We start from the raw sequence: 23,201 nt of genomic DNA on the forward strand, positions 1-23,201 counted from the left end.
AATACGCGCGGGCGTCGTCGCGTGGGGCGGACGCGGGCTACCCATAGGGTGGCCCGGCATGCGCCGGGGAGATTGCCGAGCGCGTGACGGGCGAGAGGAAGCCCAAAAGAAAAAACCCCAACCGCGAAGGGTTGGGGTTTTGAATAGTGGTGGAGCCGGGGGGAATTGAACCCCCGTCCGCAAGCCCTCCACAGTCAGTTCTACATGCTTAGTCGATCTATTTGGATTTAACCCTGGACTTAGCCGATCAACGGGCCGGACCAGGGCGATTCACGTAATTTAAACCTACGCCGTGTGACCCCAGCGCAGACCGATTCCTTGTGAATGTCGCTGCTGCGGTTCGGGGGTTACCCCCCTAAAGAGTTGCCTCTTCCCGCCTGACCCAAGGACAGATCAGTGCAGCGGCTCACCGCTTAAGCGGCGAGAGCGAAACGCTCGTCGTTGGCGTTTAGTTTGTTTCCAGTGGTTTTACGAGCGTACTGGTGCTCGGCATGCCCTGAGCTGCTTCATGACCCACGTCGAATCCGGATCGGCCCCAGGTGATCTCTATTGTACGCCAAAAGCGGGACGGGTTTTCGCGGGGCGCTGCCCCGGCGGCGCGAAGGTCAGCGGCCGGCGGTCGGGCGGCCGGCGCCCCGGCGGCTGGCGTTACGAAGCCCGGCGTCCCGCCGGCCGGAGCCCCGGCGCCCGTGAACGAGCGCCCCCCTCTCCCTCAGCCCCGGCCTTCCGCGCAGGACGCGGGCGTGGGGCACGTCAGCGCGTGGGCCTCGGCCGATCCCCGGGCATCGCGGGCGCGGGCCCGGCGCGTGGCGCCCATCAGCGCCACGCCCACCGCGATCGCCGCCGCCACGATCAGGGCGGAGGTCCAGCCCAGCGCGGCCAGGCCCAGCCGGTCGATGATCGCGCCGCCGATCACGGCGCCCACGCCGATGCCGATGTTGGCGCCGGAGATGTTCAGCGAGGCGGCGAAGGCCGGCGCCTGCGGCGCGGACTTCATCACGCGCACATGGCACACGAGGAACAGCGCGGCCTGCGCGATGCCCCAGGCGCCCAGCGCGATGGCCAGCAGCACGGGCGCGTCCATCACGGCGGTGACGAAGGTCAGCCCGAAGGCCATCAGGGCGGCAAAAAACAGCGTGGTGCCGAGCGGGCTTCGGTCGACCAGCCGGCCGCCGATCCAGTTGCCCAGGATGCCGATACCGCCGAACGCCATCATGCTCCAGCCCACGACCTTGCCGTCGAAGCCGCCGAGACGCTCCAGCATGTCGGCCAGATAGGTGTAGGCGGTGAACATGCCGGTAAAGATCAGCAGCGACAGCAGCACGTGGGTGACCACGACGGGGTCGCGCACGATGCGAAGCTGCGTGGCGAAGCGGATGGTCTCGCCGGCCATGCGCTTCTGGGGGAAATACACCATCAGCAGCAAGGCTTTGGCGAACGCCACGGCCGCCAGCACGCCGAAGGCGGCGCGCCAGCCGAACGCGTCGGAGATCAGCACGCCGATCGGAATGCCGAACACCGTGGCCGCGACGATGCCGAAGGCCACGGTGGAAATGGCGCGGCCCGCGTAGGCCGGGCCGACGATCTCGACCGCGGTGGCGCTGGCGAGCGACCAGAACACCGGCAGCGTGAGCGCCGGAATGAAGCGCGCCACGGCCATGACCCAGATGTTGGGCGCCAGCGCGGCCGCCACGTTGGACAGGCCGAACACGATCAGCACGCCGATGAACAGGCGCTTGCGCTCGATGTTGGCCATCAGGGCGGTCAGGAACGGGCCGGCGGCCGCCACCGTGAAGGCGAACAGCGACACCAGCAGGCCGGCCTGCGACACGGTGACCTGAAGGTCGCGCGCCATGGGCGGCAAAAGGCCGATGATGAGAAATTCGGTGGTCAGGATGGTGAATCCGGCCGCCGACAGCAGCAGAATGGGCAAAAGCATGGTGTTCCCTGCGCTGCGCAAAAAGGCAACGCGGACTGGCCCGGTCAACGGGCTATGGACTAGGTGATATCGGAGCTTGACGCGAGGTCAGGTGGCGCGCCGCGGTGGACGATCGAAGCGGCGGCTTGTCGAGGCGCTACTGTAGAACGGATTGCTCGCCGAATAAAGCCGGACGACTGGAAATGACTATCCGGCAGAACCGACAGAACGGGTAGGACCGGGAGAACCGACCGAACAGAGTGAACCGGGAGGAGCCGGGAGAATCGGGAAGAGCCGGGAGGGGCCGGGAGGCGCCGGGGGGACCGGGGGACCGGGGGGACCGGGGGGACCGGAGGCGCCGGGGTACCGGAGGCACCGGAGGCATCGGGAGAACCGGAAGGAGCCGACCGAAGAGCGGATGACGGGCACAAAAAAAGTGCCAAAGGCGGCGCCTTCGGCACAGGACCGCCGGAGGAACGATGCGCGGGCACTGGGCCCGCGACTCGTGCGGTACGCGCCAGCCGGTTCGTTGAGGGGTAAACAGGCCGACGCGAGCCCTGTTTATAAGTCGCCATCGCCGCCTCCATCCTCCCGAATACACGCGCCCGCGGCTTCGCCCGCCCTGGTCGCACCGTGTGCGCGCCGACGAAGGAAGCGACGAATGAAGCAGGAAAGCAGGGAAGCAAGGAAGGAACGAACGAAGGAAGGAACGAACGAAGGAAGGAAGGAACGAAGGAAGCAACGAAGGAAGGAAGCAAGCAAGAGAGGCAGCCGACAGAAACCCTGAGACCTGCGCCGGCCACCAGGCTATTTCGCAATTCTTCTATTCGCTTGCCACCCGGATTCGCCCCTAATTACAGGAGTGCGACGAGGGCCGCTAGCGGTCATTGCCGCGTCGGCATCCTCGAGCCGGTGCCACAGGGTTCCGGCACGTCGCTCCCCCTTCCGCCGACCCCGTTTCCGATGCGCATCCTCATTGCCGAAGACCACCCCGAGTGGGGCCACATTCTCCAGACCCACGTCGCACAACTCGCCTACAGCAGCACCCTGTGCACGAGCTGCGAAGAGACGTTGACCGCCCTGAACGAAACCGGCCCCCAGATCCTGCTGACCGACGCGTTGCTCAGCGATGGCGACATCCGCGACGAGATTCCGGGCATCCGGCAGCGTCTGCCCGGCCTGGGCATCATCGTGCTCACCGCGCGCACGCATTTCGACGATCAGATCCGCGCCCTCACCGATGGGGCCGACTACTACCTCATCAAGCCGATCAAGCTGCCGATCCTGACGGCCACCCTGACCGCGCTGGCGCGCCGCCTCGCGGCGCAGGCGCGCCACGCCTGCGCGAAAGCCGCGCCCGGATGGGTGTTCGACCGCGCGGCCAGCCTGCTGCTGCGGCCGTCCGACGGCGCATCGATCAAGCTCACCGACCGCGAAGGCACCGTGTTCTCGCTGCTCCTGCAGAACCCTACGTTTCCGGTGCGCCATCAGGCGCTGTGCCATGCGCTCGGCATCCCCGACTACGCGTTCGATCCTCACCGCATCGACAGCCTGATGTATCGCGTGCGCAAGAAGCTGTTGCAGGTCGCGGACTCGCCGTTTTCGATCCGCAATGTCTACGCCGAGGGCTTTTTGCTGTCCACGGGCGGGGCCAGCGTGCAGTTCAGCAGCGAAACCTGACCGCGCGCAGCGCGCACCTGCCCTCAGCTCGCATCCACGCTGCCACCGCCACCCAGGAAGTGATTCGGGCGGCGCAGCGCCGGGTCGAACGGGTTGATGCGCGCGCCGATCTGCTGGGCCTCGCGCCGCAACATTTCCACGATCATCGGCACCCGTTCCGGCGTCATGCGTTCCGACGGCGCGGCCACGCTGAGGGCTGCGACCACCGTGCCGTTGCGGTCGGTGATCGGTACGGCCAGGCCCATGGTCCCGGGATACAGCGCCGGCCCGGAGCTGAGCGCGTAGTCTTTCTCCAGGCACTCTTTCAGCAGAACGCGCACCGAGATCTCGTCCATGAAGCCGAGGTGGCGCAGACGCGGAATATTGAATCGGATCACTTCCTCGCGCTCGGCTTCGGGCAGCCGGGCGAGCAGGATCAGACCCGCCTGGCCCAGGCCGAGCGGCATCTTGCCGCCGATATCGCCCGTGTGCGAACGCACCGGAAACGGCCCGTCGATACGATCCAGGCACACCGCATCGAAGCCGTGGCGCACCAGCACGAACACGGTGTCGTTGAGCATGCCTGACAGGCGCAGCAGCGCCGGCCGGCACACATCGCGCAGCGTGGAGTGGCGGTTGCCCGCCGACGCGGCCAGCGCGAAGAACGCCACGCTCAGCTGGTAGGCCTTGCTCTGCGCCGGCTGCTCGACCATGTCTTCCTGGATGAGGGCCTGCAACACGCGGTGCGCCGTCGCCGGCGCCTGGCCGGTGCGCGCCGCGATCTCGGTCAGGCGCAGGCGCTCGCCCTGTGCCTCGGCGAGTACGCGCAACACGCTGAAGGCCCGCTGCAGCGATCCGGGCGCGCCGGACTCGCCAGCCCCTTTTTTATCCGCCATTCGTTTTCCTTGATCGGAAAAAATAAGCACTCTTAAAAACCTTCGTTCCATTTTACGGAATTTATTCAAGAAAAATTCACGTGTACGGAAAAACACCCTTGACCCGCCAAATGACGCCCTCCTAGACTGCGCTGCATCGAATGACGGCCCCGGCCACCACCGGGGTGGTCGCGAGGTCAGTCAGCACAAGGCCGCAAGCACGGCCAAACGGGGCGGAAAATGGCTTTTCTCAGACTGGAGCACGTCTCCAAGTACTACGGCGACCTGTGCGTGGTCTCCGACATGAACCTGAGCGTGGAGCAGGGAGAATTCGTCTCGCTGCTCGGGCCCTCGGGCTGCGGCAAGACCACCACGCTGCAAATGATCGCGGGCTTCGCGGACGTCACGCGCGGTGCCATCACCCTGGCGGGACGCGACATCACGCACGCCAAAGCCAATACGCGCGGACTGGGCATCGTGTTCCAGAGCTACGCCCTCTTCCCCCACATGACCGTGCAGGACAACGTGGCCTTCGGCCTGGCGATGCGCAAAGTGGGACGCGCCGAGCGCGACGCCCGCACGCGGGACGCGCTGGCGATGGTGCGGCTCGACAAACATGCCGAGCGCTATCCCCGCGAGCTCTCCGGCGGACAACGGCAACGCGTGGCCCTCGCGCGCGCGCTCGTCATCCGGCCGCCGGTGCTGCTGCTCGACGAACCCCTGTCCAATCTCGACGCACAGCTGCGCGAGGAAATGCAGTTCGAATTGCGCGATATCCAGCGCAAGACCGGCACCACCACGATCATGGTCACGCACGATCAGGCCGAAGCGCTCTCGATCAGCGATCGCGTGGTCGTGATGCAGGACGGCCGCGCGACCCAGATCGATGCGCCCTACCGCATGTACGAGCATCCGGAGACCCACTTCATCTCGCGCTTCGTCGGCAAGACGAACATGCTCGACGGCACGGTCGATCGGATCGATGCCGAGGGCGCCGATGTGCGCGCCGGCACCCTGGCGCTGCGGGTGAGCGCGGCCGGCATGCGGCCGGGCAGCGTCCGCGCGGGCGACCGGGTGAGCGTGTCGCTGCGGCCCGAAAAGCTCGTGGCGGTGGCGCCGGGCGCGGGCAAGCTGGACGGCCGCGTCACGATCCGCTACTTCCTGGGCAGCCAATGGCAGTACGAGCTCGACACCGCCGCCGGCCCCCTGCTGATGCTCGCGCCCAACGACGGGCGCGCGCCGCACGGCGATGGCGCGACCGTGGGCCTGGACTGGCCGGCCGAAATCGTGCGGGTGCTGCCCGCCGCCGCCGAGGCCTGACATGAACAGCCCCTCCCACACCCTGGCGGCGCCGGCCGCACCGCGGCCCCGCACCGATGGCGCCGCCGCCATTCTCGGTTCGATACCGCTGGCCCTGCTGTTCCTGACGATGGTGCTGACGCCGCTGGCGCTCACGCTGCTGCTGTCGTTCGCCCAGTTCGACTACAACACCGGCATCCAGCCGGGCTACACGCTCTCGCAATACGGCGAGGTGCTGACGGACTCGTACTTCCTCGAGATCTTCTGGCGCACGTTCTGGATCTCGGCGCTCACCACGCTGATCTGCGCGGCGATCGGGCTGCCCGAGGCCTACATCCTGAGCCGCATGCGCAAGCCCTGGCGCTCGATTTTCCTGCTGGTGGTGCTGTCGCCGCTGCTCATCTCGCTGGTGGTGCGCGCCTTCGGCTGGAGCCTGCTGCTCGGCCCGAATGGCCCGATCGGCGCAGCATCGGACGCGATGGGACTCGGCTCGCTGCTCTACACGCCGACCGCGGTCATCATCGGCCTGGTGCACGTGATGCTGCCCTTCATGGTGATTCCGGTCTGGACCTCGCTGCAAAAGCTCGATCCGACCGTCGAACAGGCCGCCTATTCGCTCAACGCCTCGCGCACGCAGACCTTCCTGCGGGTGATCCTGCCGCAGGCCACGCCCGGTCTGCTGTCGGGCAGCCTGATCGTGTTCGGCCTCGCGGCAAGCTCGTTCGCCATCCCGGCGCTGCTGGGCGGACGCCGTCTCAAGATGGTGGCGACGATCGTGTACGACGAGTTCCTCACCGAGCTGAACTGGCCGCTGGGCGCCGCCATCGCCGTGCTGCTGCTGCTGGCCAATCTGATCATCATGCTGAGCTACAACCGCATCGTCGAGCGCAGCTATCGCCGCAGCCTGGGCTGAGCCGGAGAATCCCATGCAAAAGAACGGCGCCATCGCGCTCGCCTTCAACGCGCTGGTCGTGGCCTTCGTGCTGGCCCCGCTGGCCATCGTCTGCCTGGTGGCTTTCACGCCCGGCTCCACACTTTCGATTCCGACCACGGAGTTCTCGCTGCGCTGGTTCCGCGCGGTCTTCGCGCACTCGGATTTCATGCAGGCGTTTCGCAATAGCCTGTGGCTGGCCTTCTGCGCGGCAAGCATCGCCTCGTGTCTGGCCGTGCCGGCCGCCATCGCGATCACGCGCTACCGCTTTCCGGGCCGCGACGTGCTCAACGGCCTGTTTCTTTCGCCGCTCATGATTCCGCATCTGGTGCTGGGGGTCGCGTTGCTGCGCTTCTTCGCGCTGATGGGGACCACGGGCAGCTTCGGCTGGCTGATCCTGGCGCACGTGGTGGTGATCACGCCATACGTGATGCGGCTGGTGATCGGCGCGCTGGTGGGCTTCGACCGCTCGATCGAACACGCGGCGCTGTCCCTGGGCGCGAGCCGCGCAACGGTGTTCTTCAAGGTCACCCTGCCGCTGATCCTGCCGGGCGTATCGGGCGGCTGGCTGCTCGCCTTCATCAACAGCTTCGACGAGCTGACGATGTCGATCTTCATCACCGCGCCCAGCACGGTGACGCTGCCCGTGCGCATGTACATGTATGCGACCGAATCGATCGATCCGATGATGGCGGCGATTTCCGCGCTGGTCATCGCACTCACCGCCGTCACCATGCTGCTGCTCGACCGGGTCTATGGCCTGGACCGCGTGCTGGTCGGCCAGAAGTGATCGCACCTCATCCCATCAGGCAACCCCGGAGACCGGCAGCATCATGCCCTTGCTCAAACGCGTGGCCGAAATCGACCGGCCGGCGCTGACTTTCATGCTCGACGGCGAACCCGTCACGGCACTCGCCGGCGACACGCTGCTGACCGCCGTGCTCACCCACGGTGAGCGGCTGCGCCGCTCGGAGTTCAGCGGCGCGCCGCGTGCCGGATTCTGCATGATGGGGGCCTGCCAGGACTGCTGGATGCAGCTGGAGGACGGCACGCGCGTGCGCGCCTGCTCGACGCAGGTACTCGCCGGCATGCGTGTGCGGACCCGCCCGCTGACGGAGACGCCATGAGCCCGGCACTATCGCCTGTCATCGTGGGCGCGGGACCGGCCGGTGTGCGCGCGGCCCAGACCCTGGCGAACGCGGGACTGCGCCCCATCGTGATCGACGAGGCCCCGCGCGCCGGTGGACAGATCTACCGGCAGCCTCCGCCCGGATTCGTGCGCGACAAGCGCGCGTTGTACGGCTCGGAGCATCGCAAGGCCGACGCCGTGCATCGCGCCATGGAGGGCCTCGCGGCACGCATCGACTATCGCCCCGGCACGCTGGTATGGAACGGCGAGGACGGCATGCTCGACCTCATCCGCGACGGCGTGGGCAGCGAACTGCCGTATCGGCACCTCATCATCGCCACGGGCGCGACCGACCGCGTGCTGCCGTTTCCGGGCTGGCTCACGCCCGGCGTCTACACGCTCGGCGGATCGCAGGTGGCCCTCAAGTATCAGGGCTGTGCCATCGGCGAAGCGGTGGTGTTTCTGGGCACCGGCCCCTTGCTCTACCTCGTGGCCTATCAATACGCTCGCGCCGGCGCGCATGTCGCCGCCGTGCTCGACACGGCCGGCGCGGCGGACCGCATGCGCGGTCTGCCCGGCATGCTCGCCGCGCCCCTGCTGCTGGCCCGGGGCATGTATTACATGGCGTGGCTGCGCGCGCATGGCGTGCCATTGCACGGCGGCGTGAAGCCGCTGCGCGTGCTGGGCGCGGATCGCGTCGCCGGCCTGGTCTGGCAGGATGCGGCCGGCCGGCAACACCAGACCGACTGCGATGCCGTGGGCTACGGCCTCGCGCTGCGCGCCGAGACGCAGCTGGCCGCGCTGACCGGCTGCGAGTTCGACTTCAACGAGCGCGACCGCAACTGGCTGCCGCGCCGCGATGCCGCGGGCCGCAGCTCCGCGGCAGGCGTTTATCTGGCCGGTGACTGTGCCGGCATCGCCGGCGCCGACGCCGCGGAAATGGCGGGTGAACGCGCCGCACTGGCGGTGCTGCAGGACGCTGGGCTGCCCTTCGATTCGCGCCGCGCCGCCGCCCTGGAGCGGCGTCTGGCCCGAATCAGCCGGATCCGCGATGCCCTGGAACGCGCCTTTCCCTTCCCGGCCGACTGGGCCCGCGAGATCGACGACGAGGTGGTGCTGTGCCGCTGCGAGGAGATCACGGCCGGAACGCTGCGCGCCGCCGCGGCCAGCGGCGCCGCGCGCGAGATGAACCGCTTGAAGGCGCTGACCCGCGTGGGCATGGGCCGCTGCCAGGGCCGGATGTGCGGCGCCGGCGCCGCCGAGGTGCTGGCCCATGCGCTGGGCGTGGCCCCCGGCGCGGTGGGCCGCCTGCGCAATCAGCCGCCCATCAAGCCGATTCCGATCACGTTCGTGGCGCCGCCCGCGGCGGAGCAATCACGATGAACCGCCCCGAGAACGCGCCACGGAACACCGAGGTCGTCATCATCGGCGGCGGCATCGTCGGCGCGAGCGCCGCGCTGTTCCTGCGCCGCCGCGGCGTCGACGTGACCTTGCTGGACATGGGGGCGTGCGGCGCCAAGGCCAGCGGCGTGAATTACGGCGGCGTGCGCCGCCAGGGCCGGCCGCTGTCGCAGATGCCGCTCACCGCCCGCGCGCACGAACTCTGGCAGCAACTGCCCGCGCTGATCGGCACCGACGGCGAATATGTTCGCAGCGGCCATCTGAAGCTGGCGCGCACCGAGGCCGACCTGCACGCGCTCGAACAGTATCGCGACGCCACCCGCGGCTACCGCATGAATCTGCAGCTGATCGGCACGAATGAGCTGCGCCGCCGCTTCGGCTGGCTGAGCGCCGATCTGGCCGGCGCATCGCTCTGCCCCGACGACGGCCACGCCAACCCGCGACTCGTATCGCCCGCGTTCGCGCAGGCCGCCGCCGCGGCCGGCGCATGCATCCTCGAAAACACGCGGGTCACGCGCGCCACGCACGACGGCCAGCGCTTCGAGGTCGAGACCGAACAGGGCCCGCGCATCCGCGCGCGTTACCTGCTCAACTGCGCCGGGGCCTGGGCGGGCGACATCGCCGCCGGCTTCGGCGAACCCGTGCCCGAAGATGTCATCCATCCGCTCATGATGGTGACCGAGCCGCTGCCGCAGTTCATGGCCGTGAGCCTCGGCATGCAGGGCGGCGGCATCTACGCGCGCCAGGTCGACCGCGGCAACTGCGTGATCGGTGGCGGACGTGGCGTGATGCAGCCCGATGGCTACGCACGTCCCGCGCGCAGCGCCCTGCCCGCCCTGCTCGCCAGGGCCGCCGAGCTGTTGCCGCCGCTGCGCGGCGCGCACGTCATCCGGTTCTGGACGGGCGTGGAAGGCAGCATGCCTGACCACAACCCCGTGCTGGGCCCGAGCCGGCGCGTGCCCGGCCTGATCCATGCCTTCGGCCTCTCGGGCGCGGGCTTTCAGGTCGGCCCAGCGATCGGCGAGATCCTTTCTGAATTGGTCGTCGATGGCACGTCGACCATCCCTATCGACGCATTTGGCGTCGAACGATACGCGGTCCCCGCTCATGAGGCCGCGCATCGATCCGAGCTTTCTCGTGAGCAATCGCTGGAGTCAACATGATCAATCGGAATCGCGGCGCACAACAGCGCGTCAAAAAAATCGGGGGTTGGGTCGCGGGCGCACTGATGCTGGCAGCCTCGGCCGGGGCCGTCGCGCAGCAGAAGACGCTGTACGTGGGCATGAATGGCGGCGACATGGAACGCGCCTTCACGCAGCACGTATTCCCGGCATTCGAGAAGGCCAACAACGTGAAGATCGTGGTGGTGCCCGGCACCTCCACCGACGTGCTGGCCAAGGCCCAGGCCTACAAGGACAAGCCGCAGATGCACCTGATGTTCCTCGATGACGGCGTGATGGCGCGCGCGATCTCGATGGGCCTGTGCCAGAAAATGGACGACGCGCCGGTCTTCCAGGATCTGTACCCCACCGCCATCATGAAGGACCGCATGGCCGCAGGTATCGACATCGGCATGACCGGCCTGGGCTACAACACCAAGATCTTCGCCGACAAGGGCTGGGCCCCGCCCACCTCCTGGATGGACCTGGCGGATCCCAAGTACAAGGGCAAGGTCGTGTTCCAGTCGGCATCGGGCAGCACGTTCGGCCTGCACGCCTTTTTGATGTACAACCGCATCCTGGGCGGCGACGACAAGAATCCGGAGCCCGGCTTCAAGAAGTGGAGCGACACGATCGGCCCCAACGTGCTCGAGTACATTCCGAACTCGGCCAAGCTGGCGGAGATGATCCAGGGCGGCGAGGCGGCGATCTTCCCGCTCACGCCGACCGCGATCGCGCGTCTCAAGAAACGCGACATTCCGGTCGAGTATGCGCAGCCCAAGGAAGGCTCCGTGATTCTCATGGTGGGTGAGTGCGTGATCGCCAACAACACCGAGCCGGCCCTGTCGCAGAAGCTCGCGCAGTACCTGCTGTCGCCCGAGGCGCAGAAGGCCGCGCTGGAGTTCGGCGGTCACTTCCCGTCCAACCGCAAGGTCCAGGCCGACGCCGCCAATGCCGCCACGCTCAAGCAGTTCCAGGGCTATATGGAAAGCGCGAAGGTGCTGGACTGGGACGTGATCAACGCCAGCCGTCCGGCCTTCAACGCGCGCTGGAACCGCACGGTCGAACGCTGAAAGCCCGCGGCCGGTGTCGACGCCGCGTTGCGCGGCGCGGCGCCGGCCGCGCCAGCGGGATCGCGTGGTTGCGCGGCGCGGCTGCGCCGCCCCCTTCATTCTTTTCAAGCAACAAGGAAGTCGTTATGAGCAGCACCCAGTTTCACTTCGAGGGCAAGGTCGCCGTGGTCACGGGCGGCGCGCAGGGCATCGGCGCCGCGTGCGTGCGGGCCCTGGCCCGCGCCGGCGCCACCGTCTGCATCTGGGACGTGGCGGACGCGCCCGGCGAGGCCCTCGCGCGTGAACTGGACGGCGCCGGCACGCGCGTGCATTACCAGCGCTGCGACGTGTCCAGCAAAGCCGACGTCGACGCGGCGCTGGCGCAAACGCTCGCGCAGTGCGGGCGGGTCGATCAGCTCGTCAACAACGCCGGCATCGTGCGCCCCTGCGATTTTCTCGACATCACCGAAGCCGATTGGGATCTCGTGATGGGCGTGAACCTCAAGGGCGCCTTTCTGGTGGGCCAGGCCGTGGCCCGCGCCATGGCCGGCGCCGAAGGCGGCGCGATCGTGCACATGAGCTCGGTGAATGCCGTCATGGCCATCCCGACCATCGCGTCGTACAACGCCAGCAAGGGCGGCATCGCCCAGCTCACGCGCGCGATGGCGCTCGCGCTGATCGACCGCGGCATCCGCGTGAACGCGGTGGCACCCGGCACGATCGCCACCGAGCTCGCGCAGAACGCCGTGATGTCCGATCCGGCCGGCCGCGCGCGCCTGTTGAGCCGCACCCCCATGCGCCGTCTCGGCGAACCCGCCGAAGTCGCCGATGCCGTGCTCTATCTGCTGAGCGACGCCTCCAGCTACATCACGGGCGAGACGCTCTTCGTCGACGGCGGCCGCCTGGCGCTGAACTACACGGTCTGAGCATGCGCATCGCGATCGCTTCCGGCGGCCCGGCCGCCCTGCCCGAGTGGCAGGCACATTTCCAGGCGTTCGACCCCGCCATCGAGGTGCTGGGCTGGGAAGCGGCGCAAGCCGATCCGGCCGGCGTGCGCTATGCGCTGGTGTGGCAGCCCCCGCACGGCGGGCTGGCCGCGCTTCCCGATCTGCGCCTCATCATCAGCGCCGGCGCGGGTGTGGACGGCATTCTCGACGACCCGCTGCGCCCGGCCCACCTGCCGATCGCGCGCATGATCACCGACAGCACGCCCGACGTGATGGCCGAATACGTGCTGAGCGCGGCCCTGATGCTGTTGCGCGAGGGGCGCCGCATGGCGCTGAACCAGGCCGAACGGCGCTGGGACATCCTGCCCGCGCCGCGGCGCATGCAGGACACGCGCGTGGGCGTCATGGGCCTCGGGCAGCTGGGCAAGGCGAGCGCGCTGCTGCTCGCGCGGGCCGGGTTCCCGGTCTCGGGCTGGTCCCGTACGCCCACCGAACTGCCCGGCGTGCGCACGCATGCCGGCGTGGCGGGCTTCGATGCCTTTCTGGCCGACACCGACATCCTGGTGTGCCTGCTCCCCGCCACGCCCGCCACCCAGGGCATCCTGGGCGCGCGCACCTTCGAGCGCCTGCCCGCCGGCGCCGCGGTCATCAACGTGGGCCGAGGCAGTCACCTCGACGAGCCTGCCCTGCTGGCCGCGCTCGACGCGGGCCGGCTCTCGGGCGCGGTGCTCGACGTGTTCGAGACCGAGCCCCTGCCGGCCGCGTCGCCGCTCTGGTCGCACCCGGCCATCATCGTCACGCCGCATTACGGCGCGACGCCGTCGCGGCGCGATCGTGCGCAGCACGCCGTGCAGTTGATCCACCTCGCCGAGCGGGGCCAGCCGCTGCCGCATCTGTACGACGCCGCCCGCGGCTATTGAGGCGGGCTTGCGGGATAATGGCTGCATCATCACTCGCGAGCACAACCATGGAATGGCATCTCTACCGCACGGCCCCGATCGACGTGGGCTGGGATTTTCTGCTGACACTGGCGGAGGCCTTCGCGCTGCTCGAAACCGCCGAGGCGCGCGAAGAGCCGCTGGGCATCGACCACGATCTGTTGCGCGCGCAATTCAATGAGGTGCAGGAGCGCGCCGAGCAGCTCGGCTGGGAGGGCGACTTCCGCACCGAGCCGCACGTGCTCATGCTGCCCGACCCGGCGCAGGGCCGGCTCGCGCCCGGCTTCGTCTGGAAACAGGACAACGGCGGCCTGTGCTTCGTGGCCTCGCCGATCGCCCTGCCCTGGCTCGATCAGCCGGCCTGACGCTCAGTCTTGGCGCGCTGCCGCGCCGGTGCCGAGGTCGCTCGCCGGACGGCTGCCTGCCGCCGAGTACACATAAGCGCGGTCGCGCCCGGCCTCCTTGGCGTCGTACAGCGCCTCGTCGGCATGCTGAAACACGATCTCGCTGGTCTTGCCCGACGACGGGAAGTGCGCCACGCCCACCGAGATCGTCATCGGCCGCCCGCCCTCTACCCGCAGCCGCGCCACGCACTCACGCAGGCGCTCGGCGAACACGGCGCCGCCCTCCAGCGGCACGCGGGGCAGCACGATCATGAACTCGTCGCCGCCCAGGCGCGCCACGGCATCGCGCCGGCGCGCCTGCTGCTCGATCGCGCGTGCCACCTCCTGCACCGACAGATCGCCGATGTGGTGGCCGAAGGTGTCGTTGATGGTCTTGAAGCGGTCGATGTCGAAGGTGACCACCGAGAACGGCACGTCGGCGCGCTCCAGCGCCTCTACCACGTTCTGCAGACCGCGCCGGTTGAGCAGTTCGGTGAGCGGGTCGCTCTCGCTCTCGCGCCGCAACGACCGGATCCGGCGCAAGGTGGCGGTCAGGCCGATCAACAGCCCCCGCCTGAGATCGGCCGCCTCCTGATACCAGGCGCGGATCGTTCGCACGTCGTTGGGGGTGGCCGGATCCTGCATGGCCGTGGCGGCCCGGGCCAGTTGGCGCAAGGGCCGCGTGATGAGGCCCGACAGCCACCAGATGCCCAGCAGGCTCAGGCCCACCAGCGGCAAGGCGTACATCAGGGTGCGCCATAGCGCGGCGTCGACCCGGTCGAGCGCGGCCTCGGTGGGCTTCTGGATGATCACGCCCCATCCGGCCGACGGCACCGGGGCATAGCCGCCCAGCATGTCCACCCCCTCCTGATTGACGAAGCGCATGGCGCCGCGCTCGCCGCGCCGGGCGGCGGACTCGGCCGCATTGCTCACCACTTCGCCCTCGCGCGTGGTGGTGGGGTGGTAGATCAGCGCGCCGCTTCGGTCCACCACATAGCCATAGGTGCCGTCGAGAAACGTGTGCTCGTCGAGGATGGCCTGCAGGATGGCGGGCTCATGCAAATAGATGAGACCGGCGACGAAGCCCAGGGCGCTGCCGTCGGCGGCCCGTATCGGCTGGGACAGCATCACCGCCCACAACCCGTTCGGGCGGCGATAGGGCTGACCGGTCAGCGGGCCGTGCGCCTCGAGCGCCGCCCGCGCCTGCGGGCTGTCCACCCGCGTGCCGACGAGGTCCGCCGTGGCGTCGGTGCCGGCCAGCACGACGGAACGGGTGTCGACCACGACCAGCGCATTGAACAGATCGCTTGCGCGCAGCATGTGCTCGACGGCGGCCTGCGCCCGCGCGGGCGTGAGCGGCTGGCCGCCCAGGTCGTCGCCCAGCGTGGTCAGCAGCTGACGGCAGCTGCGCAGGTAGTTTTCGGTGACGCGCGCGAGCTTCTCGGCGTAGACGCGATGCGAGGCGAGGATGTCCTGCAGCAGTACGTCGCGCTTGACGATGTAGGTGGCGTAGAACGTGTTGGCGAAGACGGCCACCACGAAGAACACGCAGATCCCCAGGATCAGGCTGCGCAGGTGCACGCGTATGGGAAGTAGCATAGGCAGGCAGCAGGACGGGCAAGCTACCTATGATAGCGACACACCATGGCAACGGCGAGCGCATGCCATGGCCGGAACAAGCGCCGTCTCACGCGCGCCACGTCTGTGCGTATGGCCGGGCCATAGGCCGCCTGCCCGCCAGACCCCGCCGCTCGGTCTGGCTGCCGGGTCAATCGGGATTCTGCGCGGAGCACACCCGATTGCGGCCGCTGGCCTTGGCGCGGTAGAGCGCCTGGTCCGCGCGCGCCAGCGTCTCGGCCAGCGTGGCGCCATCCTGCGGATAGGCGGCCACGCCGATCGACACCGTGCGCGCGCCCTGCGGGATGGCCTGGAATCCCTCGATATCCACGCGGATCCGTTCGGCCACGCGCAGCGCCACATCGTGCGGCGCGCCGGGCAGCAGCATGACGAACTCCTCTCCGCCCAGCCGTCCGACGATGTCGTGGCTGCGGGCGCGCTTGCTCAACAAGGCCGCGATGCCTCGCAGCACCGTGTCGCCCGCGGCGTGGCCGTGCTCGTCGTTCACCGACTTGAACAGGTCGATGTCGATCGCCAGCACCCCCACCGGCGCGGCCAGCGTAATCTCATGCTGCAGGTATTCGTCGAGCCCGCGGCGATTGAGCGTGCCGGTCAGCGGGTCGGTCAGGCTCTCCTGACGCAGGCGGTCGAACTTGTTGCCGATGCGGCGCCGCGCGGCGGCCAGCGAGCGCTTGATCTGATCGGCTTCGCGGTACCACGCGCTGATGGCCTCGATCCGGCGCGGCGCGCGGAACTGGTCCAGGTCGACCGCCACCGCGGCCAGGCGCGAGAGCGGGCGCACGATGCGGTTGGCCAGCCACCACACGAACAGGATGGACAGGCACAACCACGGCAGGGAGATCTGAAGCGTGCGTTGCACCAGCTGGGGCGAGCGGGCCAGCACGGTATCGACCGGGCGCTGCACGACCAGCCCCCACCCCGCCGTGCGCACGCGCGCGTAGCCGGCGAGCATCTCGCCGCCTTGCGGCGCCGTCAGCCGCTGGGATCCCTCTTCGCCACGCATCAGCGCGGCCACGGCCGGATCGTCGACCAGATCCGCCCCGACCGTCTCGAACCTCGGGTGATACAGCACCACCCCTTCGGCGTCGACCACGTAATGCTCGGTGCCGTTGCGGTGCACCTGCTCGCCCAGCAACTCGCTCAAGCCATTGGGCTCGTGCAGATACAACACGCCGGCCACCATGCCGCCGTAGCTGCCATCCTCGAGAAACACCGGATGCGAAATGGAGACGACCCACCGGCCCGTCGGCGATACGAAAGGCGCGCTGATGCGGGGCTCGCGGCTGGCGAGCGCCCGGGCGCTTTCGGAGGAGGTCACCCGGCGCGGCAGGACGCCCGAGGGCGGCGCCTGGGCGGCGATCATGCCGTCGGCCCGCACGTAGATCACGGTGTTGAAGTCGGTGCCGAGGCTCTGCATGCGGCGCAGCTCGGCTTCGACCACGTCGGGCCGGCCATCGGCCTCGCCGATTTCCTCGGCGCCATAAGCCAGATCGGACAGCGCCTTGCGCAGAAACACGTCGGCCGTGTGCGCGAGCTTCTGCGCGAACACGCGGTTGTCTTCGAGGGTGCTGCTGGTGAGGATCTCGCGCTGTACGACGGTGCTCGAATAGAGGGCGCCCGCCAGGCCAAGCAGCAGAGAAAGGACGCTCAACCCGAGAACCAGGTGACGTAGATCGAGTTGGCGCATGAGACGCTAAGGGCCGGGCAACACACAAACCTTCGATCATAGCCCCGGGGGGCTCACTATGGTTAGTCCTGCGTCGATGAAACCGCAAAACTGTGGGGCGCCAGCCTCCTTTTGGGGGATCCGTCTCTGCTTTGCGCAGGCTTGCACCGCCCCGCCGAACGCACGATAGTTAGGGGACAGCGCCGTCCCGCGGGCCCCGCCCGCGCCGCGACCAGGAGAAGGCCATGAAACACGTCATCGCCTGTATTGCAGACACCCCTCGGGCCGAGGATGTCTGCGATCACGCCATCTGGGCCGCGCAGCGGCTCGACACCGATCTCGAGTTCCTGCACGTGCTCGAATACCAGCCCGAAACGGCGCCGATCTCCGATCTGGGCGGCGGCATCTGGATCGGAGCGCAAGAAACCCTGCTCCTGGAACTCGCCGAGCTCGACAAACGGCGTTACGAACTGGCCCGGCAACACGGGCAGCAACGCCTCGAGGCCGCGATCCAGCGTGCCCGCGACGGCGGTGCGCTACGTACCGATGGGCGCCAGCGCCAGGGGCTGCTGGTGGATACGCTGCTGGAGCTCGAGGCCGACACCCGGCTCTTCGTGATGGGCCCGCACAGCGGCCCGCCGCGCACGTCGCGCCTGCTGCCCGACCACAAGCTGGAGGCCTCGGTGCGGGCGCTGCGCCGGCCGGTGCTGGTGGCCAACCGGCCATTTCAGCCGCCCGCGCGCTTCATGGTCGCCTTCGACGGCAGCGAGACGTCGCGGCACACGGTCGAGGCCGTCAGCCGCAGCCCGCTGCTGGTGGGGCTGGAATGTCATGTGGTGGTCGTGCACGCCGATCGGGGCGTGTGCGCCGAGGCGCTGCAGTGGGCGCGCTCGGCCCTGACCCAGGCGGGCTTCGCCACCGAAGGCGTGCAGCGCCAGGGCGAGCCGGCCGCCGCGCTGGTCGCGCATGCGCGCGAGGCCGGCATGGACCTGCTGGTGATGGGCGCCTATGGCCACTCGCGCATCCGGCAGTGGGTTTTGGGCAGCACCACCACCGCCCTGCTCAATCAGGCGCCGACCAACCTGCTGATTCTGCGCTGACGCGTTCAGCCGGCCTGGCCGCGCCCGTCGAGCAGACCCGCCAACGAGCCGAGCAGTTTGGCGGGATCGAGCCCCTGGCCGGCGCCCAGCGCGCCGTCGGGCGTGGCCTGGTCGACCAGCTTGGGCAACAGGGAGGTGAGCGACTCCAGCACCGAACCGCGCTCCTGGCCGGTACGGGTCGCGACGGCGTCGACCATGCCGGGGTCCAGCACGCCGTCGAGCTGCTGCGCCGAGACCGGCAGATTCGGGCCGGTACCAACCCACGAGCTCACCACGTCGCCCAGGCCGCCCTTCTGGAAGCGCTCGACGAGCCCGGAAAGACCACCGGGATACTTGTTGATCTGTTCGATGAGCGCGGGGATCAGGGATGCGGCGCTGCCGGCCTGGCTGCCCGCCAGCGTGGAAAGGGTGTTCAACAGACTCATCACGCACTCCTCATCAAGGGGGGACACGCCCCGGACTCAGGCAGTCTAGCGTGAGGGGCCGGCATCGCGCCGGCCCGGATTTGCTGCAATTGCAACGAATCGTGCAACAACGCCGGGGATGGCGGAGAACTCCGCCCACCCCGGCGCGGGCCTTACTTGGCTCGCATGGCGCGCAAGGTTTTCTGGCCGGCGCGCCCGTCGTCGGGCAGCCCGAGCTTGCGCTGCTCTTCCTGCAGCGCCTGGCGGGTGCGGGTGCCGATCACGCCATCGGGCTTGCCGATGTCGTAGCCGCGCGCCACCAGCAGCTCCTGCAGTTCGCGGCGCTCGGCGCGCGACAGGCCCGGATCATCGGTGGGCCATGCGCGGGCGAACGGCATGCCGCCGCGCAGGCGATCCGACAGGTGGGCGATCGCGAGCGCGTAGCTCTCGGCCGCGTTGTACGAATAGAGCGCATCGAAGTTGCGCGTGACCAGGAAGGCCGGCCCCTGCACCCCGGCCGGCAGCAGCAGGCCCACCTGCTGATCGCCGGACGGCAAGGCGCGGCCATCGGCGCGCTTGATGCCCTGCGCGGCCCACTGCGACATGGGCTTCTTGTTGCGGCGACCCGCGCCGCTGGTGTCCATGCCGGCGGGCACGGTGACCTCGAAACCCCAGGTCAAGGCGGGATTCCAGCCGGCCCGCTTCAGGAAATTGGCCGTGGACGCGAGCGCGTCGGGCTTGCTGTCGACCAGATCGCGGCGGCCATCGCCGTCGAAGTCGACCGCCAGCCGCAGATAGGTGGACGGCATGAACTGCGTCTGGCCGAAGGCGCCGGCCCACGAGCCGTTCAGGCGTTCGGGCTTGACGTGTTCGTCCTGGATGATCTTGAGCGTGGCGTAGAGCTCGCCGCGGAAATAGGCCTGGCGCCGGCCGAAGCACGAGAGCGTCGAGAGCGAGGTGAGTAGCGGCCGGCCACCGAGATTCTGGCCGAAGTTGCTCTCCACGCCCCAGACGGCCACCACCGTGGCAGGATCCACGCCATATTGACGCTCGATCTGCGCCAGCTCCTTGGACCATTCTTCGAGGCCCTGCTGGCCGTCGTGGATGCGCTCCTCGTCGACCAGGCTCGCCAGGTAATCCCAGATCGGCGTCTTGAATTCGGGCTGGGCGTCGAGGAAGCCGATCACGGCCATGTCGGGCGTGAGCGACTTCGTGTGCTGGTCGAACGTGGCGCCGCTCACCCCCGCCTTGATGGCCTCGGGCCGCAAGGTGGCCAGGCAACTGGCATAAGTTTTGAGGTCGGCCTCGCTGGGCGCCTCGGGCGTGGCCTGGGCCTGGACGGCGCCGGCGGCGGTGAGCGCCGTGATGGCGGCGAATTGAGACAGGAATCGGCGGGTCGTGATGGCGTGTCGGTTCATGCGGAGATTCTAAACGCAGCCCCGCGGACACGGTGTCACAAGCCGTCACCTTGCAGTCGCCGGGTCCAGTCTTCGGCCAGGCCGGCGTCCCGCCGCTTGGCGAACAGCGTCCGCCACCCTGGCGACAGCTCCGGCATCTCGGCCAGCTCGGCCAGCGCGTCGCCTTCGACCAGACGACGATTGAGCACGTCCTGGATCCGCGCCAGGGGCCAGTTCGGCCGCGGCCGCTCGGCGAGCACGAGCGTGGCGCCGGGTGCGAGCATCCCCTCTTCGAGCACGCGGTAATACCAACCGGTGCGGCCGCCCTGCTGCACCTGCGCGGCCATGCCCTTGTGGTCGAACCGCACATCGAGCTTCCAGCAGGGCTGACGCGCCTGCGACACCTGCAGCACCAGGTCGCCACAGCGGTACACATCGCCGATGCAGACCTCGTGTTCGGTCAGGCCGCGGGTGCTGATGTTCTCGCCGAAGGCGCCGGGCTGACGCAGCACCGCGCGCTCGCCGAGGCGCTCCCGCCAGGCCGGATAATGGTCGTAGGCGTAGTGGTGCACCGCTTTCTCGGGGCCACCATGAAAGCGCGGATCGGCCTGCTCGTCGCCCGCGAGGCCGAGGCGGCCCACGCGCACGGGGCCGCTCAAGGCCGTCTTGGCGATGGCGCTGCGTTTGCCGCTATCGCCCAGCGGCGCCACGGCGCCGGTCAGCACCGCATCGATGATCCAGCCACTCATGTCGTCTCCTGGGGCGTTCCGGCGACCAGCGCCGCCAATTCCTCGTCGTCGAATCCGGCCGCGCGGCGCGCCTCGACATTGAAGGGTCCGCGCTGACGTGGCGCGCCATAACGCGCCGCCAGCTCGGCGTACTGCGCCACCGGCGCCAGACCGCGCTCGGCGCAAACCTGCCGGTACCAGCGATTGCCGATCGCCACATGGCCGATCTCGTCGCGCAGAATGATATCGAGGATGGCCGCCCCCTCGGCGTCGCCGGCGCGCGCCAGCTTGTCGCGGATGAGCGGTGATGCGTCGAGCCCGCGCGCCTCCAGCGTGCGCGGCACCAGCGCCAGCCGCGCGAGCAGATCATCGCGGGTGCGGTCGGCCATGTCCCACAGGCCGTTATGCGCCGGGAAATCGCCGTAGGCATGGCCGAGCGTGCCGAGATGGCGATTGAGCAGGTCGAAGTGATAGGCCTCTTCGCGGGCGACGAAAAGCCAGTCGCGGTAAAAGGCCGCCGGCAGCCCCCGGTAGCGCCAGATCGCGTCGAGCGCCAGATTGATCGCGTTGAACTCGATGTGGGCCAGGGCATGCAGCAAGGCGGCGCGCCCCTCGGGCGTCTGGACCGAGCGCTGCCGCACCTGCACGGGCGGCACCAGCTCGGGCGCACGCGGGCGTCCCGGCAGGCCGGCCGGCTCGGCGAGCACGGCGTCGGCGCCGGGCGGCAGGTCGTTGCCGATCGCCGCCACGGCCGCCAGCTTGGCCGGCCATTCGGCGGCGCACAGCGCGTTCAGCGCCAGGGAGCGCAGCGTGGGCTGCGGCGCAACTGCATTCATGTCCATATCCGCAAGAGCGAGCCCGGCGCGGTGGCCGGGCGATGCAATAACCTCGGCCCGCGCACGGCTACCCCGGCACGGACACCGGCAGACTTTATCATTGCGCCATGGACCCCGCGTATCGCCTTTGCATCGAATCCTCGCTCGCCGCCATCGATCCCGACGCGTGGAACGCCCTGACGGACGGTCACCCCTGTCTGCAACATGCCTATCTGCATGCGCTGCACGAGACGGGCTGCGCCACGCCGCGCACCGGCTGGACGCCGTACTACCTGACGCTGCGTCATGACGAGGCGCTGGCCGGCGCGGTGCCGCTCTACCTCAAGACGCACTCCCGCGGCGAATACGTGTTCGACTTTGCCTGGGCCGATGCCTACGAGCGTCATGGCCTGCGCTACTACCCGAAGCTGCTGGCCGCCGTGCCGTTCACGCCGGTGCCCGGCCGCCGCCTGCTGGCGCGCACGCCCGCCGAGCGCGACGCGCTGGCCGAGGGCCTGGTCGGGCTCGCGCGCGCCCTCAAGGTCTCGTCGCTGCATGTGCTGTTTCCGGATCCCGACGAGCGCGATGCGCTGGCGCGCGCCGGCTGTCTGGTGCGCGAAGGCGTGCAGTTCCATTGGCAGAACGCGGGCCATCCGGACATGGCCGCCTTTCTGGCCGCGTTCAATCACGACAAGCGCAAGAAGCTGCTGCAGGACCGCAAGCGGGTCGCGGCCGCCGGCGTGCGGTTCCGTCGCCTCGACGGTCCCGACATCACCGCCGACAATCTCGATTTTTTCTATGCCTGCTACTGCCGGACCTACTTTCAGCACGGCAATCCGCCCTATCTCACCCGCGCCTTCTTCGAACGGCTGCATCGCGAGATGCCCGGGCAGCTGATGCTGGTGCTGGCGGAACGCGAGGGCGAACCCGAGCCGGTCGCCGCGGCGCTCAATCTGCGCGGCGACGATGTGCTCTACGGCCGCTACTGGGGCACCCGCGAATTCATTTCGGGCCTGCACTTCGAGACCTGCTACATGCAGGCGATCGAATACTGCATCGCGCACGGGCTGCGGGCCTTCGAGGGCGGCGCGCAGGGCGAACACAAGATGGCGCGCGGGCTGATGCCGGTGCCGACGTGGTCGGCGCACTGGATCGCCGATCCCCGCTTCGAGGCGGCGATCGACGAATTCCTGACTGATGAAACGCGCTCGGTGGATGCCTACCGGGATGCGCTCGCGCACCACACGCCGTTTCGGCGCGAACGCTGAGCCGCGCCGGCCCGCCTCAGAGAAAGCGGTCGAGCAGCTTGCGGCTGTGGCGATCGAGGGCCAGCGCGTCGCGGATCAGATAGTGGATCCCGTGGCTGTCGGAGATCAGCAAGGTGTGGCCGGTCAGCCGGCGAATGTCTTCTTCGCCGCGCAGCACGAACGACACGTCGCCGCGATCCGTCGAGACCTTCCAGGTCGAGGGCGTCGCGTAGGTGGACACCGCCACGATGCGCTTGATCTCGGGCATGAACTCGCGCCCGGCCAGCTCCGCATCGAGCAGCTCGCGCGCCGCTGGCGCCAGCGCGGCCATGTCGCCGATCCACACCAGCTCGTGACCATCTGCGCTCATGAGCGACAGGCCGCCGCGCGGATCGCTCACCGGAAACGCGCGCACCGGATAGACGCCCTCGTGCACCGCGCCCGACTCTTCCTGGAAGACCAGGCGGCCCATGGCATTGCGCTGCAGCCGCAGATTGGAAAGTGAATGCGCCAT

General features: G+C 68.9%; 22 protein-coding genes and 1 other RNA gene. 13 read left to right on the plus strand and 10 right to left on the minus strand.

Features of this window, described 5'->3' with window-relative positions:
- Positions 1–147 precede the first annotated feature (147 nt).
- Positions 148–537: a transfer-messenger RNA gene (ssrA, locus tag CAL25_RS14195) on the minus strand.
- Between the two features lie 175 nt (positions 538–712).
- Positions 713–1,939: an MFS transporter gene (locus CAL25_RS14200; RefSeq protein WP_094801050.1), complete on the minus strand. Its 1,227-nt coding sequence runs from the start codon at positions 1,937–1,939 to the stop codon at positions 713–715.
- A gap of 942 nt (positions 1,940–2,881) precedes the next feature.
- Here CAL25_RS14200 and CAL25_RS14205 point away from each other — a divergent pair.
- Positions 2,882–3,598 (plus strand): response regulator transcription factor, encoded by a 717-nt coding sequence (locus CAL25_RS14205; protein ID WP_094801052.1) that lies wholly within the window; start codon positions 2,882–2,884, stop codon positions 3,596–3,598.
- A gap of 23 nt (positions 3,599–3,621) precedes the next feature.
- Here CAL25_RS14205 and CAL25_RS14210 read toward each other — a convergent pair whose 3' ends face one another.
- The gene (locus CAL25_RS14210; RefSeq protein ID WP_094801053.1) at positions 3,622–4,473 is read right to left on the minus strand and encodes an IclR family transcriptional regulator; all 852 of its coding nucleotides are present in this window, start codon (positions 4,471–4,473) and stop codon (positions 3,622–3,624) included.
- A 219-nt stretch (positions 4,474–4,692) separates the two neighbouring features.
- Here CAL25_RS14210 and CAL25_RS14215 point away from each other — a divergent pair, with 219 nt between their 5' ends.
- The 10 genes from CAL25_RS14215 (at position 4,693) to CAL25_RS14260 (ending at position 13,674) form a co-directional block, all read left to right on the plus strand.
- The gene (locus CAL25_RS14215; RefSeq protein WP_094801055.1) at positions 4,693–5,772 is read left to right on the plus strand and encodes an ABC transporter ATP-binding protein; all 1,080 of its coding nucleotides are present in this window, start codon (positions 4,693–4,695) and stop codon (positions 5,770–5,772) included.
- A 1-nt stretch (position 5,773) separates the two neighbouring features.
- The gene (locus tag CAL25_RS14220; protein ID WP_094801057.1) at positions 5,774–6,664 is read left to right on the plus strand and encodes an ABC transporter permease; all 891 of its coding nucleotides are present in this window, start codon (positions 5,774–5,776) and stop codon (positions 6,662–6,664) included.
- 13 nt (positions 6,665–6,677) lie between these two features.
- Complete coding sequence (locus CAL25_RS14225; RefSeq protein WP_094801059.1) at positions 6,678–7,472, plus strand: ABC transporter permease; 795 nt, start codon at positions 6,678–6,680, stop codon at positions 7,470–7,472.
- Between the two features lie 43 nt (positions 7,473–7,515).
- Positions 7,516–7,809 (plus strand): (2Fe-2S)-binding protein, encoded by a 294-nt coding sequence (locus CAL25_RS14230; protein WP_094801061.1) that lies wholly within the window; start codon positions 7,516–7,518, stop codon positions 7,807–7,809.
- Positions 7,806–9,194 (plus strand): NAD(P)/FAD-dependent oxidoreductase, encoded by a 1,389-nt coding sequence (locus tag CAL25_RS14235; protein WP_094801063.1) that lies wholly within the window; start codon positions 7,806–7,808, stop codon positions 9,192–9,194. Before CAL25_RS14230 ends, CAL25_RS14235 begins: the two co-directional genes overlap by 4 nt.
- Positions 9,191–10,375, plus strand: coding sequence for an NAD(P)/FAD-dependent oxidoreductase (locus tag CAL25_RS14240; protein ID WP_094801065.1), 1,185 nt, complete (start codon positions 9,191–9,193; stop codon positions 10,373–10,375). Before CAL25_RS14235 ends, CAL25_RS14240 begins: the two co-directional genes overlap by 4 nt.
- Positions 10,372–11,445: an ABC transporter substrate-binding protein gene (locus tag CAL25_RS14245; RefSeq protein WP_094801067.1), complete on the plus strand. Its 1,074-nt coding sequence runs from the start codon at positions 10,372–10,374 to the stop codon at positions 11,443–11,445. Before CAL25_RS14240 ends, CAL25_RS14245 begins: the two co-directional genes overlap by 4 nt.
- A gap of 125 nt (positions 11,446–11,570) precedes the next feature.
- Positions 11,571–12,350, plus strand: a complete 780-nt coding sequence (locus CAL25_RS14250) for an SDR family NAD(P)-dependent oxidoreductase (protein WP_094801069.1) — start codon at positions 11,571–11,573, stop codon at positions 12,348–12,350.
- A gap of 2 nt (positions 12,351–12,352) precedes the next feature.
- Positions 12,353–13,291 carry a 2-hydroxyacid dehydrogenase gene (locus CAL25_RS14255; RefSeq protein WP_094801071.1) on the plus strand — a complete coding sequence of 313 codons (939 nt, stop codon included), beginning with the start codon at positions 12,353–12,355 and terminating at the stop codon, positions 13,289–13,291.
- Between the two features lie 47 nt (positions 13,292–13,338).
- Positions 13,339–13,674 (plus strand): hypothetical protein, encoded by a 336-nt coding sequence (locus CAL25_RS14260; RefSeq protein WP_094801073.1) that lies wholly within the window; start codon positions 13,339–13,341, stop codon positions 13,672–13,674.
- Positions 13,675–13,677: 3 nt separating this feature from the next.
- Here CAL25_RS14260 and CAL25_RS14265 read toward each other — a convergent pair whose 3' ends face one another.
- Together CAL25_RS14265 and CAL25_RS14270 are read right to left on the minus strand one after the other, a co-directional pair.
- Entirely contained in the window at positions 13,678–15,291 is a 1,614-nt protein-coding gene (locus CAL25_RS14265) for a GGDEF domain-containing protein (protein WP_094801075.1), read from the minus strand.
- Positions 15,292–15,460: 169 nt separating this feature from the next.
- A complete protein-coding gene (locus tag CAL25_RS14270) occupies positions 15,461–16,981 on the minus strand; it encodes a sensor domain-containing diguanylate cyclase (RefSeq protein ID WP_249279081.1) in 1,521 nt (506 codons plus the stop codon).
- Between the two features lie 260 nt (positions 16,982–17,241).
- Here CAL25_RS14270 and CAL25_RS14275 point away from each other — a divergent pair, with 260 nt between their 5' ends.
- Positions 17,242–18,096 (plus strand): universal stress protein, encoded by an 855-nt coding sequence (locus CAL25_RS14275; RefSeq protein ID WP_094801079.1) that lies wholly within the window; start codon positions 17,242–17,244, stop codon positions 18,094–18,096.
- A 5-nt stretch (positions 18,097–18,101) separates the two neighbouring features.
- Here CAL25_RS14275 and CAL25_RS14280 read toward each other — a convergent pair whose 3' ends face one another.
- The 4 genes from CAL25_RS14280 to CAL25_RS14295 form a co-directional block, all read right to left on the minus strand.
- Positions 18,102–18,521 carry a YidB family protein gene (locus CAL25_RS14280; protein ID WP_094801080.1) on the minus strand — a complete coding sequence of 140 codons (420 nt, stop codon included), beginning with the start codon at positions 18,519–18,521 and terminating at the stop codon, positions 18,102–18,104.
- A 152-nt stretch (positions 18,522–18,673) separates the two neighbouring features.
- The gene (locus tag CAL25_RS14285) at positions 18,674–19,918 is read right to left on the minus strand and encodes a lytic murein transglycosylase (protein WP_094801082.1); all 1,245 of its coding nucleotides are present in this window, start codon (positions 19,916–19,918) and stop codon (positions 18,674–18,676) included.
- Positions 19,919–19,953: 35 nt separating this feature from the next.
- Positions 19,954–20,646, minus strand: coding sequence for an MOSC domain-containing protein (locus CAL25_RS14290; RefSeq protein WP_094801084.1), 693 nt, complete (start codon positions 20,644–20,646; stop codon positions 19,954–19,956).
- A complete protein-coding gene (locus CAL25_RS14295; protein WP_094801086.1) occupies positions 20,643–21,467 on the minus strand; it encodes a ferritin-like domain-containing protein in 825 nt (274 codons plus the stop codon). The genes CAL25_RS14290 and CAL25_RS14295 overlap by 4 nt, the downstream gene beginning before the upstream one ends.
- Before the next feature lie 101 nt (positions 21,468–21,568).
- Here CAL25_RS14295 and CAL25_RS14300 point away from each other — a divergent pair, with 101 nt between their 5' ends.
- Complete coding sequence (locus tag CAL25_RS14300; protein ID WP_094801088.1) at positions 21,569–22,708, plus strand: GNAT family N-acetyltransferase; 1,140 nt, start codon at positions 21,569–21,571, stop codon at positions 22,706–22,708.
- Between the two features lie 16 nt (positions 22,709–22,724).
- On the opposite strand, the gene CAL25_RS14305 is transcribed toward CAL25_RS14300, so the two are convergent.
- Entirely contained in the window at positions 22,725–23,201 is a 477-nt protein-coding gene (locus tag CAL25_RS14305) for a DUF1854 domain-containing protein (RefSeq protein ID WP_094801090.1), read from the minus strand.

It is taken from the genome of Bordetella genomosp. 5 (genome assembly GCF_002261315.1).
Classification (GTDB): Bacteria; Pseudomonadota; Gammaproteobacteria; order Burkholderiales; family Burkholderiaceae_B; genus Bordetella.